Genomic DNA, 16,784 nt, shown 5'->3' with positions numbered 1-16,784 from the left:
ACGGACGGGAGGCGCGGTGCGAGCCCGCACCGCGCCTCCCGTCCGTCAGGTGGTCACGCTCGGCGACGTCGTCGCGTCACCAGCAGGACACCGCCGACGGTCAGCGCGAGGACCGCGACGAGCGCGCCGATGCCGAGTCCGGCCGCCCCCGTGAAGGCGAGCTCCGACGCGGCCGCCGGAGCGGCGCGCACGGGTGCCGGGTCGCTCGCGCGCATCGGGTCGGTCGGGCTGGCCGAACCGGACACGGGCGCCACCTGCGCCGTCGGCGACGTGACCGTCGCGACGTTGGTGATGCGGTCCGGTGCGTCGGAGGCGACCTTCGCCGTGATCTGGAACACGACGGACCGGTCGACCGCGAGCGGTCCGGAGAGGGTGCAGGTGACCGACCCCCGGGTCGCGCAGGTCGCGGCACCGCGGTCGTCGACGCTCACCAGCGTGAGGCCTGCCGGGAGCCGGTCGGTGACGACGACCGGACCCGGGTCCTCGGTGAGACCGGCGTTGTGCACGGTGACCGTGTACCCCACCGTCGCGCCGCGGACGAGCGGGCCGGTGTGCGTCTTCGTGATCGAGAGGCTCGACGCGGGGTCGACGGCGAGCTCGTCGGCGTCGACGTTGTCGGCGAGCGTCGTCTCGGTCGTGGTCGTCGCGACGGACGCGGTCGGCCGGACACCCGGGTAGGCGGCGGCGGTCGGCGTCTGGTGCACGGTGATCGTCGGTGCGAGCGAGCCCGCGGTGAGCGTCCCGGCGAGCGCGAGGGTCACCGTGGTGGTCCCGTCGGCGTTCTTCGTGACCCCGGTGACCGTCCATGCCGGGTCGGCCTCGGTGGAGACGTACGTCATGCCCTTCGGCACGGTGTACGTCGCGGTGACGGCTGCGGCGTCGGACGTCCCGGCGTTCCGCACCTGCACCGTCTCCGGCAGGTCCTTGCCGATGACGGCGGTGCCCTGGTGGCCGATCGTGATCGCCACGTTCGCGACGGTGTCGACGTCGAGGGGGCTGGTGACGGACTGGTCGTTCGTCCCGACCGGCGGGTTCGTGCCCTGGCCGGTGACGACGGCGCGGTTCGCGATCGACCCGGCGGCGTGGCCGGACGCGACCTTCGTCGTGATCCAGAGGCCCGGCGCGTCCGTCCCGGCGACGATCGTCGTCGGCAGGGAGCACGTGACCTTCGTCGTGTCCGTCGCGCCGTCGCAGCTCCACACCGAGCCGTTGCTCGACGCGCTGACGAACGTCAGACCGTCGGGCAGCTCGTCGGTGACGACCGTGGTGGGCTGTTCGTCGGACGGGCCATCGTCGTGCACCTGCACGAGCCACACCTGCTCGGCGCCGGCCGTGACGCGGTCGGACACGGTGGTGGACCCGACCGACGTGACCGGCGTCTTCGTCAGGGTGAGTGCGGCGTGCGTCGTGACGGCGACGTCGTCACCGGCGGTGTCGTTCGTCGGGTCGGTGTCGGGCGTCGCCGAGCTCACCGTGGCCGTGTTCGTCAGGGTGCCCGCGGGGGTACCGGAGGCGATCGCGGCCGTCACGTGGAACACGGTGCTCGCGCCGGACGCCAGCGTCGCGGTCGACCAGGTCGCGGGGCCGTCGCCCTGCTCCCAGGTGTCGTCGTCCGTCGTCACCTTCGTCACCGACATGCCGGCCGGCGGCGTGTCCGTCCAGGTCGCCGCGCGGGCGTCCGACGGTCCGTCGTTCGTCACGGTCACGTCGTAGGTGACGCTCGTACCGGCGTCGGCGCTCGGGGCGCTCGTGCGCTGCTTCGTGATCCGCAGGTCGGCGTGCGTGGTGACCTCGACGGTCGCGTCGTCGTGGGCCGTGGGTCCGGTCGCCGTGATCGGCGCGGCGGTGGCGGTGTTCACGATCTCGGAGCCGCGGAACGACGCCGGGACGTGCACGGTCAGGACGATCGTGTTCGGGTCGGTGGCCCCGGCGGCGATCCCGTCCCGGGTCGACAGGGTGAGCACCCCGTCGGTGTCGGACTCGAGCGTCCAGTGCTGCGCGGTCTCCGGGGAGAGCGCGCGGAACTCGACGCCCGCGGGGAGGGTGTCCTGCACCTGCACGCTCGGCGACGTGGCGTCGCCGGCGGGCACGTCGGACGGTCCGGACGGGTTCGCGACCGTGATCGTGTACGTGACGTCACGTCCGGCGTCGACGGACCGGACGTCGGCGGTCTTCGTCACCGACAGGCCGGCGGTCTGGGTGGCGTCGCTGCGGGCCTCGGCCTGGGCGGTGGCGGCGTTGTCGGCGGTCACCACGGCGGTGTTCGCGAGGACACCGGTGGAGGACGACGGTGTGGTCACCGTGATCGTGAACGTGCTGCTCTTCCCGGCGGCGAGCGTGCCGTCGAGGACGCAGGTCACGTCGGTGGCGTCGTCGTCGGGGGTGGTGCACGACCAGGGGCCGTCCGTCTGGTCGCCCTGGAGGCGCGTCCCCGACTCGAGTGCGTCGGTCACCCGGACGGAGCGGGCGTCCGCGGTGCCGGTGTTCGTCACCGTCATCGTCCAGTCCGCGGGGTCGCCCGCGACGAGGGTGCTCCGCGCCTCGGAGCCGAACGCCTTCGCGATCGTCAGGGTCGTGGTGTCGTCCACACCGGTGGTGGCCGTCGACGAGTCGTTCGACGCGGTGGGGTCGGTCGTCGCCGACGTGTCGACCGAGACGGCGGCGGTGTTCACGACGGACTGCGCGTCCGTAACGTCCGGGTGGACCGTCGCCGTGACCGTGATCGCGCCGGCGGTGGTGCCGTTCGCGAGCCCGTCACGGGTGCAGCTGACCGTGTTGCCGTCGGTGTCGCAGGTCCACGCCGGGTCGTCCGAGGTGGCGCGCACGAGCGTGACGGTGTCGGGCAGGGTGTCCGTGACGGTCACCGTGCCGCGGGCGTCCGAGACGCTCTGCACGGTGGTGTCCCGGCGGTTCTGGACCGAGAGGTCCCACGAGATCGTCCCACCGGCGCGGGCGGCGGTCGAGGGTCCGGTCTTCGTGATGGCCAGGTCGGCGATCGCGACCGGCGTGACGCTCGCGGCGTCGCTGTCGTCCGCGGTGTTCGGGTCGAAGGTCTGGCCCGTGCCCTGGTGGATGGTCGCGGTGTTGCGGATCGCGGTCAGCGGGGCGCCTGCCGGCAGCGTGAGGGCGACGTCGACGTCGGGGAAGGAGGAGCCCTTCGCGACCGTGGCGCCGTTCACGCAGGTCCAGGTGGCTCCGCTCTGCGTGCAGTCCCAGCCGGTGCCGGTGAAGGCCAGCGTGGCGCCGGCGGGGAGCCCCGCCGTCGTGTCCACGACGGTCGTCCCGTGCGCGGCGTCGTCACCGCGGTTCGCGACGGCGATCGTCCACGCGTCCGGGGTGGTGGCGCCCGCGACGACCTTCGCCGAGGTCGCGGTCTTGGTCAGCGCGAGGTCCGTGGCCCCGATCCGCGCCGTGGCGGTCGCGTCGGAGCCGCCGTCGGGGTAGGAGACGAAGCTGCCGTCACCACCGTCGTACGCGGTCCCGCCGGAGGCGTCCGTGACGGTGGCGGTGACGTGGTTCGTGTGCGCGACGGCGCTCCCGGCACCGGGGGTGCTGGTCGCGTCGGCGGTCGGCAGGGCGCGGTAGTGCAGCGTCATGGTGGCGTTCGCCCCGAGGGCGCCGAGGTCCGCCCAGGTGAGGGTGCGTCCGTCCGTTGCCGGGTCGGTCACCGTGGTCGCGGCGCCGCCGTCCCGGACGAGCGTGGCACTGCCGGCGACGTACTGCCAGTTCGCCGGCAGGACGTCCGCGGCGGAGACCTTCGTCGCCGCGCTGCCGTGGTTGGTGAAGGTCACCGAGAAGTCCGAGGGGACACCGACGTACGAGAGACCGCCGACGGTGTCGTTGGACTTCGAGACGGCGACGTCGGGGAACGCCGGCGTCACGGTCGCGGTGTTCTCGACCGCAGCGTAGGTCGCACCGTTCGTGGCGAGGCTGCGGTAGGCGCCGGTGGAGACCGTGTTGGTCAGCGGAGCGCCGCTCAGCGAGACGTCGTCCGCGAGCGTCGCGTCGTAGGTGTACGCGACGGTGCCGCCCGCTCCCCCGACGGTGGTCGTCGGCCACGTGACCACGCCACCGCCACACGTGTCGGTCGCGTCGCCGAGGGTGCCCCCGCCGCTGATCGACCCGCTGTCGACGACGATGCCGGCGGGCACGCAGTCGGTCACCGTCGTGCCGTACGCGGGGGATGCACCCGCCGCGTTCCTGACGGTCACGGTGTAGCGCACGGACTGTCCGGGCTCGACGGCCAGGTGGTCGCTGGTCGTTCCCGCCACCGTGGCGGTCTTGTCGATCGTGAGCGAGGGAGCGACCACCGTGGCGTTCGCCGGGTTCGAGGTCGCGGAACCGTCAGTGGGCGCGGTGCCCTTCGCGGTCCGGTCCCAGGCGAAGGTCGCCGTGTTCGTCAGCGCGGTGCCTGCGGTCGCGCTCGTGGACAGCCGGACGGGGATCGTCACCGTGACGAGCACGGGCTGCGATCGGCCGGTGGTGATGTCGCTCACGTCGACGCGGATCGACCCCGTCGACGAGTCCACCGTGCCGCTCGCGGTGACCGTCGCGTCGGAGGTCGTCGCGACGAGCTCCCCGTCCACGGTCAGGCCGGCGGGCAGGGTGTCCGTCAGGCGGGCGTCGAACACCGCGACGTTCGCGGGGATCGTCGCGGTGACGCGGTAGCTCGCCGCGTCGCCCGGGCGGACGGCGAGCGCAGCGGTGCTGCTCGGGTCGGTCGTGGCGGTCGGGCCGGCCGAGCCGTCCGCGTTCGACCACGTCGGAGCGGTGAGCTGCTTCGAGACGGACGGGGAGGCCACCGTGATGGAGTCATCGGCGGACGCGGTCTGGACGTAGCTCGCGCCGGAGGTCGTGTAGTCGGTGTCGAGGCTGGAGCCCACCACCTTCGCGGTGTTCGCGTAGTCCGTGCCTGCGGGCGCGTCGTCGGCGAGGGTACCGGTCACGGTGATGGTCGTCGACGCCTTCGGGGCGAGCGTGCCGACGACCCACGCGTGCAACGTGCGGTCGGAGCTGCAGGCGCCCAGCGCGTCACGCTGCGCCTGCGTCAACGACGCTGTGTCCTCCGTGCGGGAGGAGCCGGTGAACCGCAGGCTGGTCGGGAAGCAGTCCGCGACGACGACGCTCCGCGCGTCCGCGGTGGTCGACCTGTTCGTCGCGGTGAGCGTCCACGTGACGACGTCCTGGCCGGAGACGGCGGCGCCGTTCCGGTCGTCCGACTTCGTGATCGCGAGGTTCGGTGCCTGCACGTCGACGGACACGGTCTTGGTCGGCGCGACCGTGACGCCGGTGACCGGGTCGGTGCTGCGGAACGTCGCGGTGTTCGTGACCGTCGCGGACGAGAACGTCGTCCCGTCCGACTTCGGGTAGCTCCCGGTGCCCGCCGAGACGGCCACGCCGGTCACCGTCACGGTGAAGGTGACGTCCGAGCCGGTGGTGTTGTCGTACACGGCGGGGAAGACGAGCGCTCCCGCACCGTTCGTGTTCGTGGTGGCTCCACCGGTGAAGGTGTAGTCCTGCCCGCCGTACGACACGGTGGCGTCGCCGTCGGTGGTGCTCCTGGTGGCCAGGCCGGTCGCTCCGGTGACGTCGAGCGTCCAGGTCGTGGCGTTCGTCGTGCGGAGGCCCGTGACGGACGCGAGCGGATCGACCAGCGACGCGGACCCGACGCTCGTGCCGGCCTTCACCGTGACGGAGTACGTGTACTTCAACGGCTGTCCGGGCACGGCGTTCAGGCCGGACCGGTTGGTCGCACCGCCGTCGGTCTGCCCGGTCTTCGCGACCGCGACGGGGGTGATCGTGACGCTGCGCTGCGCGTCCGCGGTGGTCGCGGCGAGCTGTGATCCGGTGGCCCCGGTGGCGTGCGTGCTCGTCCCGGCGACCGGCGCCGGCACCCAGGTCTGGGCGGCCCCGGTGTCGGCGGTCGTGTCGAACCGCACGACGGACGCGGAGTTCTTGTAGACGGTGCCCGCGAACGCCTGGTTCGGCACCTGGAGCGTGTACAGCAGGTCGGTGGTGGCACCGGAGGCGATCGGGCCCACTCCGTTCCACACCAGGAAGGACCGCTTCGAGAACGTGGAGGAGGCGCCGGTCGGCGGGGTGTCGGTGCAGGTGCCGCCGCTGGCCGAGGCGTCCACCGCCGTGCAGGTGATGCCGGCGGGCAGCGCGTCCCAGACGGAGACGTTGCCGATCGGGTACGAGCCCCCGGTGCCCGTCGGGTTCGTGATGCTGACCTTGTACTGCAGCACCTGCCCCTCGGTCGTGTTCGCCGGGTTCACGTTCGCCGTAAGGCTGGAGGCGTCCTTCCCGGTCTGCACGATGCTCTTCGCCAGGGTCGCGGACGCCGCACCGGCGACCTTGTAGTTCGCCGATGAGCGGAGGCTGGTGACCGAACCGGCGGTGTTCTGCTGGGAGAACTTCATGAGGTTGGCGGTGATGTCCGGCACCGTGGCGCTCGAACCGGCCTTCGTGACGTGGGCAGCCACGTACAGCACGACCGTCGCGCCTGCCGTGTCACCGTCCACGTACGTCCCGCCCGTGGCCGACGAGCCGATCGCGAACGACGCCATCGACGCGCTCGAGCCGGTCAGCTTCACCTGCGCGGCCGGGACGGTGCTCTCCGAACCGTACGTCCAGTCGGTGCCCTCCACCCACTGCGCCGCGGAGGCGGTCGTGCCGACGGGGAGCATGTCGGTCACCGTGGCGTTGCGGCTCTGCACGCCCGACGGGAACGCGACCTGCAGCCGGAAGCACACGACGTCGCCCACCGTGAACGGGTCGCTCGGCGTCGTGGACGCGTAGGTCCCGGTCGCGGCGGCGCAGTCGGACGAACCCGTCACGGTCGAGGTGGTGCTGCGCGGGAGGACGGACTTCGAAATCGACGGGGCGCTCGAGGTGATCGTGGCCTTCGAGTCGTCGACGACCCGCTGCGTGCCGGTGTCGCCGTGGACGCCGGTCGAGGTACCGGCAATGCCGACCTTGTTCGTGAAGTCGTCACCGGCCGCCGTCGGCCCGGCGTTGCCCGCGACGGAGTAGTTCTGCCGCATGAGCGCCTTGTAGGTGACGCGCGGCGAGGCGTCCGTCGACTGGTCGGCAATGTGGAGGGTCAGCGTGAACGTGCCGTTCGCCGCGGAGTACGCGACGGAGTCGACCGTCGCGCCGGTCATCTGCTGGTCGAGCGCGGCGTTGTTCGCCGGGTCGCAGTCCGCGGGCAGGGTCCCGGTGGTCGGGGTGCCCGCGGGGAACGCCGGGCACAGACCGTCCGGGATCGTGTCGGTCAGGGTGATGCCGGCCGACGACTCGTACTCGCTCGTGCGGATCAGCAGCGAGTACGTCGCCAGCTTGTTCGCCGCGAACGTCGTGGGCGTCACGCTCTTCGCCACCGCGAGGTCCATCGCCTCGACCGTCAGCGACGCGGATGCCTTCTGCGCGGACGACGCTCCGCCACCCACGGCGCCGGTGTAGGTGCCCTGCGCATCGACGAGGTTCGTCTGCCCGCGACCGTTCGAGGTCGTGTCCGCGGTGTTCTGCCGGGTCGACGGACCGTTGTTGTTGTCGAGGTCGGCGGCCTGCCCGAGCGACGCCGCCGCCGGCGGGGTGGAGCTCGTGGACGGCTGACCCGGCTGCCCGGCGAACGACATCGTGTTCTCGCGCAGCGGCACGGCGGCGAGGTACTTGATCGTGACGGACTGACCCTTCGCGAGGTCGCCGAGGTTCCAGACGACCTTCGTGAACACCGACGAGCCCTGGTTCGCGACGGTGTTGACGGTGTCGACCGTCTGCGGCGTCCGGCACGCCGAGGCGTCCCACGTGCCGGTCGCGTTCGCGGCGGTCGTCGACGTGAGGGCGGCGGCACCGGCGTACTCGGCGCCCGACGTCGTGTTGTCGATCGCGCCGCACTGCAGGAACTCGAGGCCGGCCGGCAGGTAGTCGGTCACGACCACGCCCGTCGTCGGCGCCTGCGCGGTGTTCTTCACGGTGAGCGTGTAGACCGTCGGGTGGTCGTGGACGCCGCGGACGAGTTCGTTCTCCGGGCTCTCCTCGCCCTTCGTGATGCTCAGCGCCGAGACCGTCGTGGCGTTCGAGACCGCTGACGCCGCGTTGATGCCCGTCCCCGCGGTCGGCGTCCCCGTCGCGCCGAAGGTCGGGATCGTCCGGGCGTCGGCGCTCGCTGCGACCTGGGCCGTGCCCGCGAAGTTCGTCCCGACCGGGAACGACGCGTCGACCGACTGGACCCGGAACGAGAGCGACTTCTGGTCACCGGCGACGAGGTCGGACACGTTCGACCAGACCAGGAGCGTGCCACCGCCCTGCGCCGCGGTCAGCGTCGTGATGGTGGGCTCTCCCGCCTGCGTTCCGGCGGAGTTCGCCACGTACGAGACACCGACGGGCAGACGGTACGAGTACCCGAGGTTGTACAGCGGCGTGCCGCTCCCCGCAGCCGTCGTGTTCCGCGCCGTGATCGTGACGTTCGCCGGGGCCCCGTTCAGCACCGAGTCGTCCGCCTTGACCGACACCGACACGAGCGAGTTCGCTGCCCCCGCCGGTGTGACGATCGAGAAGACCGACAGCAGTGCGGCGAGGAGACTCACCACCACCGCCATCGCGAGCGCGCGCGGACGGGCGGGGAACAGGGCAGATCGCATCGGGTGTGCTCTCGGGTCGTCGTCTGGGACGCCGAGCACAGCACAGCGGAGCAGCACCGTCCGGGCAGGGTCCCGCGGTGCGTCGTGCGTTGGTGTTCGGGTCACCACGCGAGGTGGGTTCAACCTCGCAACCCCACGGTATCGAGATCCCGATCGCCCCCGCTGCACCCAGTGCGGGGTACAGGCGGTCCCTGCAAGTGGGGACACCAGCACGGTCTTCCCGGCGCCGCCCGGGATACGCAAAAGCGGGGCCGGGCCCGAAGGCCCGACCCCGCTCTGTCGCAGGTAACCGGAGTTACTTGATGATCTTCTCGACCGTACCGGCACCGACCGTACGACCACCCTCACGGATGGCGAAGCGGAGGCCCTCTTCCATGGCGATCGGCTGGATGAGCTCGACCGTCATCGCGACGGTGTCGCCGGGCATGACCATCTCGGTGCCCTCGGGCAGCGTGATGACGCCGGTGACGTCCGTGGTGCGGAAGTAGAACTGCGGGCGGTAGTTCGCGTAGAACGGGTTGTGACGCCCGCCCTCGTCCTTGGTCAGGATGTACGCGTTGGCGGTGAAGTTCGTGTGCGGCGTGACCGAACCCGGCTTCACGACGACCTGGCCGCGCTCGACGTCCTCGCGCTTGAGGCCACGGATGAGGAGACCGGTGTTGTCGCCCGCCTCAGCCTTGTCGAGGAGCTTGCGGAACATCTCGATGCCCGTGACCGTGGTCTTCTGCGTCGGACGGATGCCGACGATCTCGACCTCGGAGTTGAGGTCGAGCGTGCCACGCTCGACACGACCGGTGACGACCGTTCCACGACCGGTGATCGTGAAGACGTCCTCGATCGGCATGAGGAACGGCTGGTCGGTGGCGCGCACCGGGTCCGGGACGTTCTCGTCGACGGCGGCCATCAGGTCCTGGACGGACTTGACCCACTTCTCGTCGCCCTCGAGCGCCTTGAGCGCCGAGACCTGCACGACGGGGGCGTCCTCGTCGAACTCCTGCGAGCCGAGGAGCTCACGGACCTCGAGCTCGACGAGCTCCAGGATCTCCTCGTCGTCCACCATGTCGGACTTGTTCAGCGCGACGACGATGTAGGGGACGCCGACCTGGCGGGCGAGCAGGACGTGCTCGCGCGTCTGGGGCATCGGACCGTCGGTGGCGGCGACCACGAGGATCGCGCCGTCCATCTGGGCCGCACCCGTGATCATGTTCTTCACGTAGTCGGCGTGGCCCGGAGCGTCGACGTGCGCGTAGTGGCGCTTGTCGGTCTGGTACTCGACGTGGGAGATGTTGATCGTGATACCGCGGTCGCGCTCTTCCGGAGCACTGTCGATCTGCGCGAAGTCACGGGCCTCGTTGAGGTCCGGGTACTGGTCGTGCAGAACCTTGGTGATCGCCGCCGTGAGCGTGGTCTTGCCGTGGTCGACGTGACCGATGGTTCCGATGTTGACGTGCGGCTTGGTCCGCTCGAACTTGGCCTTGGCCACTGTGGGTCCTCCTCAGGACTCGGAGAGCAAGCCCCCGGTTCGTGAACCGTTGGCGTGCAGGGTGTGTGTCTTTACTTTACTTGGTGGCGAGGGGCCCGTCGCCGGGCGCCCCCGCCTGTGGAGAACACGCTCGGGAGCGTCAGTTCCCCTTGCCCTTCTCGATGATCTCCTCTTCGACCTTCTTCGGGACCTGTGCGTAGGTCTCGAAGGTCATCGAGTAGACGGCACGACCGGAGGTCTTCGAACGAAGGTCACCGACGTAGCCGAACATCTCGGACAGCGGCACGCTCGCGCGGACCACCTTGACGCCCGAAGCGTCCTCCATCGAAGCGATCTGGCCACGACGGGAGTTCAGGTCACCGATGACGTCGCCCATGTACTCCTCCGGAGTACGGACCTCGACGGCCATGATCGGCTCGAGGATGACGGGGCCGGCCTTTCGGGCGGCTTCCTTGTACGCCATCGAACCGGCGATCTTGAACGCCATCTCGGACGAGTCGACGTCGTGCGACTGACCGTCCTTGAGGATGGCCTTCACGCCGACGGTCGGGTACCCCGCGAGGATACCGACCTGCATGGCGTCCTGGATACCGGCGTCGACCGACGGGATGTACTCGCGCGGGACGCGGCCACCGGTGACGGCGTTCTCGAACTCGTAGACCTTCTCGGCCGTGACCTCCATCGGCTCGAGCGCGATCTGCACCTTCGCGAACTGACCGGAACCACCGGTCTGCTTCTTGTGGGTGTAGTCGTAGCGCTCGACCGGCTTGGTCAGCGTCTCGCGGTAGGCGACCTGCGGCTTGCCGACGCTGGCCTCGACCTTGAACTCACGCTTCATGCGGTCGACGAGGATGTCGAGGTGGAGCTCGCCCATGCCCTTGATCGTCGTCTGACCGGTCTCGGCGTTGAGCTCGACGCGGAACGTCGGGTCCTCTTCGGCGAGCTTCTGGATGGCCGTGGAGAGCTTCTCCTGGTCGGCCTTCGTGTTCGGCTCGATGGCGACCTCGATCACCGGCTCCGGGAACGTCATCGACTCGAGGACGACCTGGTCGTTCGGGTCGCAGAGCGTGTCACCGGTGGTGGTGTCCTTGAGGCCGATCACCGCGTAGATGTGGCCCGCGGTCACGTTGTCGACCGGGTTCTCCTTGTTGGAGTGCATCTGGAAGATCTTCCCGATGCGCTCCTTCTTGCCCTTGGTCGAGTTGATGACCTGGGCACCCGACTCGATCGAGCCCGAGTAGACGCGGACGTAGGTGAGGCGACCGAAGAACGGGTGCACCGCGACCTTGAACGCGAGCGCGGAGAACGGCTCGGAGGCATCCGGCTTGCGGATGATCTCCTTCTCTTCGTCCTTGACGTCGTGGCCGATCATCGGCGGCACGTCGAGCGGGGACGGGAGGTACGAGATGACGGCGTCGAGCATCGGCTGGACACCGCGGTTCTTGAACGCCGAGCCGCAAAGGACCGGGTAGACCTCGGACGCGATGGTCAGCTTGCGGATGCCGGCGCGGATCTCGTCGTTCGTGAGCTCCTGGCCGTCGAAGAACTTCTCGAGGAGGGCGTCGTCGGACTCGGCGACGCGCTCGACCAGCTTCGCGCGGTACTCCTCGGCACGGGCCTGGAGGTCCGCGGGGATCTCCTGGACCTCGTACTGGGCGCCCATGGTGACATCACCCTTGGCATCGCCCGGCCACACCTTGGCGTGCATCTCGATGAGGTCGACGACACCGACGAAGTCGTTCTCGGCACCGATCGGGAGCTGGAGCACGAGGGGCTCCGCACCGAGGCGGTTGACGATCGTGTCGACGGTGAAGTAGAAGTCCGCGCCGAGCTTGTCCATCTTGTTGACGAAGCAGATGCGCGGGACGTTGTACTTGTCCGCCTGACGCCACACGGTCTCGGACTGGGGCTCGACGCCCTCCTTGCCGTCGAAGACGGCGACCGCACCGTCGAGGACGCGGAGCGAACGCTCCACCTCGACCGTGAAGTCCACGTGACCGGGGGTGTCGATGATGTTGATCTGGTTGTTGTCCCAGAAGCAGGTCGTCGCGGCCGACGTGATCGTGATGCCGCGCTCCTGCTCCTGCGCCATCCAGTCCATGGTCGCGGCGCCGTCGTGGACCTCACCGATCTTGTGCGTGATGCCCGTGTAGAACAGGATGCGCTCGGTCGTCGTGGTCTTGCCGGCATCGATGTGCGCCATGATGCCGATGTTGCGGACCTTGTTCAGGTCGGTGAGCACGTCCTGTGCCACAGGGTTCCTCCGGAAGAGTTGTAGGAGAGGTTGGCGTCCGATCGGGCGCCGGGGTTCATGACCGCCGACGCCCGATCGGTACCGGGACTACCAGCGGTAGTGGGCGAAGGCCTTGTTCGACTCGGCCATCTTGTGCGTGTCCTCACGGCGCTTGACCGCGGCACCGAGACCGTTCGACGCGTCGAGGATCTCGTTCATGAGACGCTCGGTCATCGTCTTCTCGCGACGGGCCTTGGCGTACGAGGTCAGCCAGCGGAGCGCGAGGGTGTTCGCGCGGTGCGGCTTGACCTCGACCGGGACCTGGTACGTCGAGCCACCGACGCGGCGGCTGCGGACCTCGAGCGTGGGACGGACGTTGTCGAGCGCCTTCTTGAGCGTCGCGACGGCGTCCTGCTGGTTCTTGGCGGCGACGCCTTCGAGTGCACCGTAGACGATGCGCTCGGCGAGGCCCTTCTTGCCGTCCAGCAGGATCTTGTTCACGAGCTGCGAGACGATCGGCGCGCCGTAGACCGGGTCTGCGACGACGGGACGCTTGGGAGCGGGACCCTTACGAGGCATTGACTCAACCCTTCTTCGCGCCGTAGCGGCTGCGCGCCTGCTTACGGTTCTTCACGGCCTGCGTGTCGAGCGCACCGCGGATGATCTTGTAGCGGACACCGGGGAGGTCCTTCACACGACCGCCACGCACGAGCACCATCGAGTGCTCCTGGAGGTTGTGGCCCTCACCGGGGATGTAGGCCGTGACCTCGGTGCCGTTCGAGAGCTTGACACGAGCGACCTTGCGCAGTGCCGAGTTCGGCTTCTTCGGGGTGGTGGTGTAGACGCGGGTGCACACACCACGCTGCTGGGGGTTCGCCTTCAGGGCGGGCGCCTTGGTCTTGGTGACCTTCGGCGTACGACCCTTGCGAACCAGCTGCTGAATAGTAGGCAACTGTTCTCCTGGTTCTTCGCTCGTGCTCTCCGGCCGGCGCGGACCGCCGGCTTCCTCGTCCCACGCTGAGCACCGCCTGACGGCGGCGATGAGTGGGGGACGGATCCCGGTCGACCATCGGTCGGACCGGTTTTTCGGGCGCGCCCGAGGGCGCACACCCGGAAGAGACTACCCGCGTCACACAGCGAAATCAATCCGGGCGCGTCGCCCTGGAGGCACGTGGCGACCGCCCTGGGCGAACACCCGCCCGCAGGACGGCGGCACCCGACGGACGGGGCCGAGCCGCGCCTCCCGAGACCGTCGGATTCGGACCCGGTCTCAGGAGCCGGTGTCGCTCGAGCCGTTGCCGATCGCCGACCGGAAGGTCGCGCCGGAGTCGGTGAAGCCGATGATGTACCCGCTCGCGTTGACGTTCATCGGGCCGGCGGATGCCGTGCCCACGCCGCCGGGCCCGGCGATGTCCGCCGTGAACGTCGCCCGGCCGGCGGTCGTCGTCGTGACCAGCCAGCCGTTCGACACCCAGTCGCCGACCGTGACCGTCGGCCTGGCGTCGAGCGTCCACTTCTGGTTCGTGTACGTGTACGCGGAGTCCTCGCCGTAGGCGTAGAAGCTGCAGCCCTTCGGAGCCGCGTCCGTCGACGCGACGCAGCCGTCGACCCAGCCGTCCACCGCGGCCTTCGCCGCCTGCTCCCCCGCCGGGGTCAGCTTCGTCGTCATCGACACGGGGCTGGAGGCCGTGCCGCCGAACCCCGCGACCGTCGCCTTCGTGGCGTCGGCCGCGTACCACTTGCCGCCGTCCGCGACGACGTCGTAGGTGCCGGGCAGCGCCGTCAGCGTCACCGTGCCGTCCTTCGACGTCGTCGTCGCCTGCCCGCCGACCGAGACCTTCGTGCCCGACGGGCCGCGCAGGGCGACGTCGACCGCACCCAGTCGGGGCGCCTCGAGCTTCCACACCGGGAAGAGCCCCCAGTCCGTGCCGGTCTTGTCGAGCGTGAAGGTCGACGAGACGTCCCGCCCGCCCTGGCGCAGGTAGGCGGTCACCGTCGCGGTGTCGCCGTCGTCCCTCGTCGCCGCGATCCGGTACCCGGTCACGCGGTCCCGCGCCTTCGCGTAGGCCGCGTCGGTGAGCAGCAGGTCGGCGTCGTCGTGGTCGATGCCGGCCGCCGCGAGCGCAGCGGACGCCCTGCCCGCCGTGAGGTCGTCGAGGAAGGCCCGCACCGGACGGTCCGCCGAGTGCGACGTCGTGCCGACGGAGTAGCCCACGACCCCGGCCACGAGGAGCAGGACGACCGCGGCACCGCCCGCGACGATGCCGACGAGCGCGCGACGGCCGAGCTTCCGAGGCGGTCGGCCGGGCGGCACCGGACCGGACGTGGCGCGCGTGCCGCTGATCGAGTCGACGGTCGGGACGGAGCCCCACCCGTCGGGCTGGTGCTGGTCGGTCATCGGTCCCCCGTCGTGCTCTGGCCCTCCGGGGATCCTACCGTGGGGCGCCGTCATCCCCGGAGCCCGAGGGCAGCTCCGCCGACCTCGACTGGTGCCGCGCCACCGCGATCCCACCGATCACGCAGAGCAGCGCGACGACCACCGAGGCCACCACGAACGGCCCGAGTGCGTAGCCCGCCGGGAACACCAGGAGCTCGGTGACGTCACCACGGATGAGCGCGTAACCGACGGCTCCGACCCCGAGCATCACGAGGTACGCGGTCGCCGCGGCGACCAGGCCGGTGACCGCCGGGTTGCCCTCGCGGGCACCGACGCCCGTCGCGAGGAACACCACGGTGGCACCCGCGAGCACCATCGCCGGACCGAGGTAGGGGGTGGCGTCCGGCTGCGAGATCACCTCGACGTCGGCGAGGAGCGACTCGAACCCCGTGACGGCGATCACGAGCGCGATGAAGAGGACGGACGTCATCGTCGCGATCAACCACCGGGACATGGGCTGATCGTAGCGCCGGGCGATCAGCGCGCGGTGACCTCCGCGCGCTGCGGCTGGGTCGTGTGCCCCTCGGCAGCGGCGACGAGCGCGAGGGCGATCGTCGCGGTGATCACCGGGACGGACTCCGTCATCGGTGCGGCGACGGACGGGGCGGTACCGGTCGACTCGTGGGCTGGCGCAGCAGCGGTCGGCGTGGCCGGGGTCGGCGTCGGGACGACGGACTGGAGGCGCGGCTCGGCCGGCGCGTGCTGCGTCGCCTCCTGCTCGTGGTCACGCAGTGCGGGACCGATGACCGGCAGGACCGCGGTGGTCGTCGGCGGCTCGGCGTGCGGCGCCGGCTGCGCCGGAGCCGGTGCACCGCGCTTCGCCGCCCGGCGGGCCCTCCCCATCCGGACGAGCACGACCACCGCGACGATCGCCCAGATGCCGTTCACGATCGTCGACGGGACGGCGTGGTGGGCCGCGACGTTGACCGCGACGGCGAGCCCGCCGACGAGGTTGAACAGTTGGTACACGGGGCCGTTCGGGATCTTGCCCAACGAGAAGAGCAGGTAACCAGCAAGGACGGTTACTGCTCCGAACCAACCGAGGAACTCCACGATTCCAGCCAACACGCGCGACTCCGGGCACGACGAGGAACGGCCATCAGGAGCGGCCGTTCGAGAGGGGGATGAGCGACCGCGAGCGCGGCGTCAGGAGCATCGTAGGCACAGCGACGGGTGTCGGGGAAGTGCGCTCGGCGTGGCGGGGTGGGCCCCAGTTGGTGGGGTGTCGGAACCGGGGTCTCAGCCAGCGGCCGGCGTCGCAGCCGGACCGGCCGTGGAGGCGTCGCCAGCACGGTCCAGGACGTAGATCGAGCCGCCGAACGTCCACGTCGAGCTGGTGCTCGCGGCGCCGTCGTCGCCACTCTTCTGCGAGGAGGTGATCGAGTCGATCAGGAAGAGTCGCTGCCCGCCCTGCACGCCCTTCACGAACGCCAGCGCCTGGTCGAAGCTCCCGTCGACCGACACCGTGACGGGGATCACCGAGAAGTCCTGACCGTTGATCGCTGCGTTCGTCACGACGCTCGGCGCAGCGGGCGCCTGCGGGACGGCTGCCGTCGCGCTGGCCGAGGGTTCGGCGGTCGCAGCCGACGTCGGGGTCGACGTCGCTTGCGCACCGGTCGCGCCGGTCGAGACCGCCGGTGAGTACGCCACCGCGTCGCTCGCGGTGAACGACGTGACCTGCGTCCCGGAGGCCGCGGCGACGGCGTTCAGTTCTCGGATGAACTCCGAGATCCGCGCCTCGTCCGGTACGGACGCCGACAGGGTCGACAACTCGCGGCGCATCTTCGGGAGATCCGCCGCCTGGGCCTGCAGGCGGGCGAGTTCGGTCCGGCTCGCGTCGTTCGTCCGGTCGACCGTCTCGGTCTGGGAGCGGGCCGCGGCGGTCTGGCTCAGTTGCGGTTGGACGGCGAGGAAGAAGCCCCCCACGGCGACGACCGCCATGGAGAGGACGGCGAGCAGGAGGCCGAGTCGGTTCCGGGACACGGA

General features: G+C 70.5%; 9 protein-coding genes. All 9 read right to left on the bottom strand.

From position 1 onward, the window contains the following. Positions 1-53: 53 nt before the first annotated feature. Entirely contained in the window at positions 54-8,645 is an 8,592-nt protein-coding gene (locus tag ACTJKO_RS06610; protein WP_440686940.1) for an isopeptide-forming domain-containing fimbrial protein, read from the bottom strand. Between the two features lie 295 nt (positions 8,646-8,940). Continuing rightward, positions 8,941-10,128, bottom strand: a complete 1,188-nt coding sequence (gene tuf / locus ACTJKO_RS06605) for an elongation factor Tu (protein WP_440686938.1) — start codon at positions 10,126-10,128, stop codon at positions 8,941-8,943. Positions 10,129-10,267: 139 nt separating this feature from the next. Continuing rightward, positions 10,268-12,382, bottom strand: a complete 2,115-nt coding sequence (gene fusA / locus ACTJKO_RS06600; RefSeq protein WP_440686936.1) for an elongation factor G — start codon at positions 12,380-12,382, stop codon at positions 10,268-10,270. A gap of 87 nt (positions 12,383-12,469) precedes the next feature. Beyond that, entirely contained in the window at positions 12,470-12,940 is a 471-nt protein-coding gene (rpsG, locus tag ACTJKO_RS06595; RefSeq protein ID WP_058724694.1) for a 30S ribosomal protein S7, read from the bottom strand. Positions 12,941-12,944: 4 nt separating this feature from the next. Beyond that, positions 12,945-13,313: a 30S ribosomal protein S12 gene (rpsL, locus tag ACTJKO_RS06590; RefSeq protein ID WP_017885540.1), complete on the bottom strand. Its 369-nt coding sequence runs from the start codon at positions 13,311-13,313 to the stop codon at positions 12,945-12,947. A 318-nt stretch (positions 13,314-13,631) separates the two neighbouring features. Continuing rightward, the gene (locus tag ACTJKO_RS06585) at positions 13,632-14,759 is read right to left on the bottom strand and encodes a hypothetical protein (protein WP_440686933.1); all 1,128 of its coding nucleotides are present in this window, start codon (positions 14,757-14,759) and stop codon (positions 13,632-13,634) included. A 34-nt stretch (positions 14,760-14,793) separates the two neighbouring features. Further along, positions 14,794-15,252 carry a DUF6121 family protein gene (locus tag ACTJKO_RS06580; protein ID WP_440686931.1) on the bottom strand — a complete coding sequence of 153 codons (459 nt, stop codon included), beginning with the start codon at positions 15,250-15,252 and terminating at the stop codon, positions 14,794-14,796. A 23-nt stretch (positions 15,253-15,275) separates the two neighbouring features. After that, positions 15,276-15,851, bottom strand: a complete 576-nt coding sequence (locus ACTJKO_RS06575; protein WP_440686929.1) for a CBU_0592 family membrane protein — start codon at positions 15,849-15,851, stop codon at positions 15,276-15,278. Between the two features lie 186 nt (positions 15,852-16,037). Next, positions 16,038-16,781, bottom strand: coding sequence for a type 4a pilus biogenesis protein PilO (locus ACTJKO_RS06570; RefSeq protein WP_440686927.1), 744 nt, complete (start codon positions 16,779-16,781; stop codon positions 16,038-16,040). Positions 16,782-16,784 lie beyond the last annotated feature (3 nt).

Origin of the sequence: Curtobacterium sp. 22159 (genome assembly GCF_052045775.1) — a bacterium.
Classification (GTDB): domain Bacteria; phylum Actinomycetota; class Actinomycetes; order Actinomycetales; family Microbacteriaceae; genus Curtobacterium.
This window is presented reverse-complemented; position numbering and strand designations above follow the sequence as displayed.

What these genes read in the sequence shown, in the direction of transcription:
- ACTJKO_RS06610 (WP_440686940.1), bottom strand. Translation starts at nt 8,645, where the DNA reads ATGCGATCTGCCCTGTTCCCCGCCCGTCCGCGCGCGCTCGCGATGGCG.
- rpsG (WP_058724694.1), bottom strand. Translation starts at nt 12,940, where the DNA reads ATGCCTCGTAAGGGTCCCGCTCCCAAGCGTCCCGTCGTCGCAGACCCG.
- ACTJKO_RS06585 (WP_440686933.1), bottom strand. Translation starts at nt 14,759, where the DNA reads ATGACCGACCAGCACCAGCCCGACGGGTGGGGCTCCGTCCCGACCGTC.
- ACTJKO_RS06580 (WP_440686931.1), bottom strand. Translation starts at nt 15,252, where the DNA reads ATGTCCCGGTGGTTGATCGCGACGATGACGTCCGTCCTCTTCATCGCG.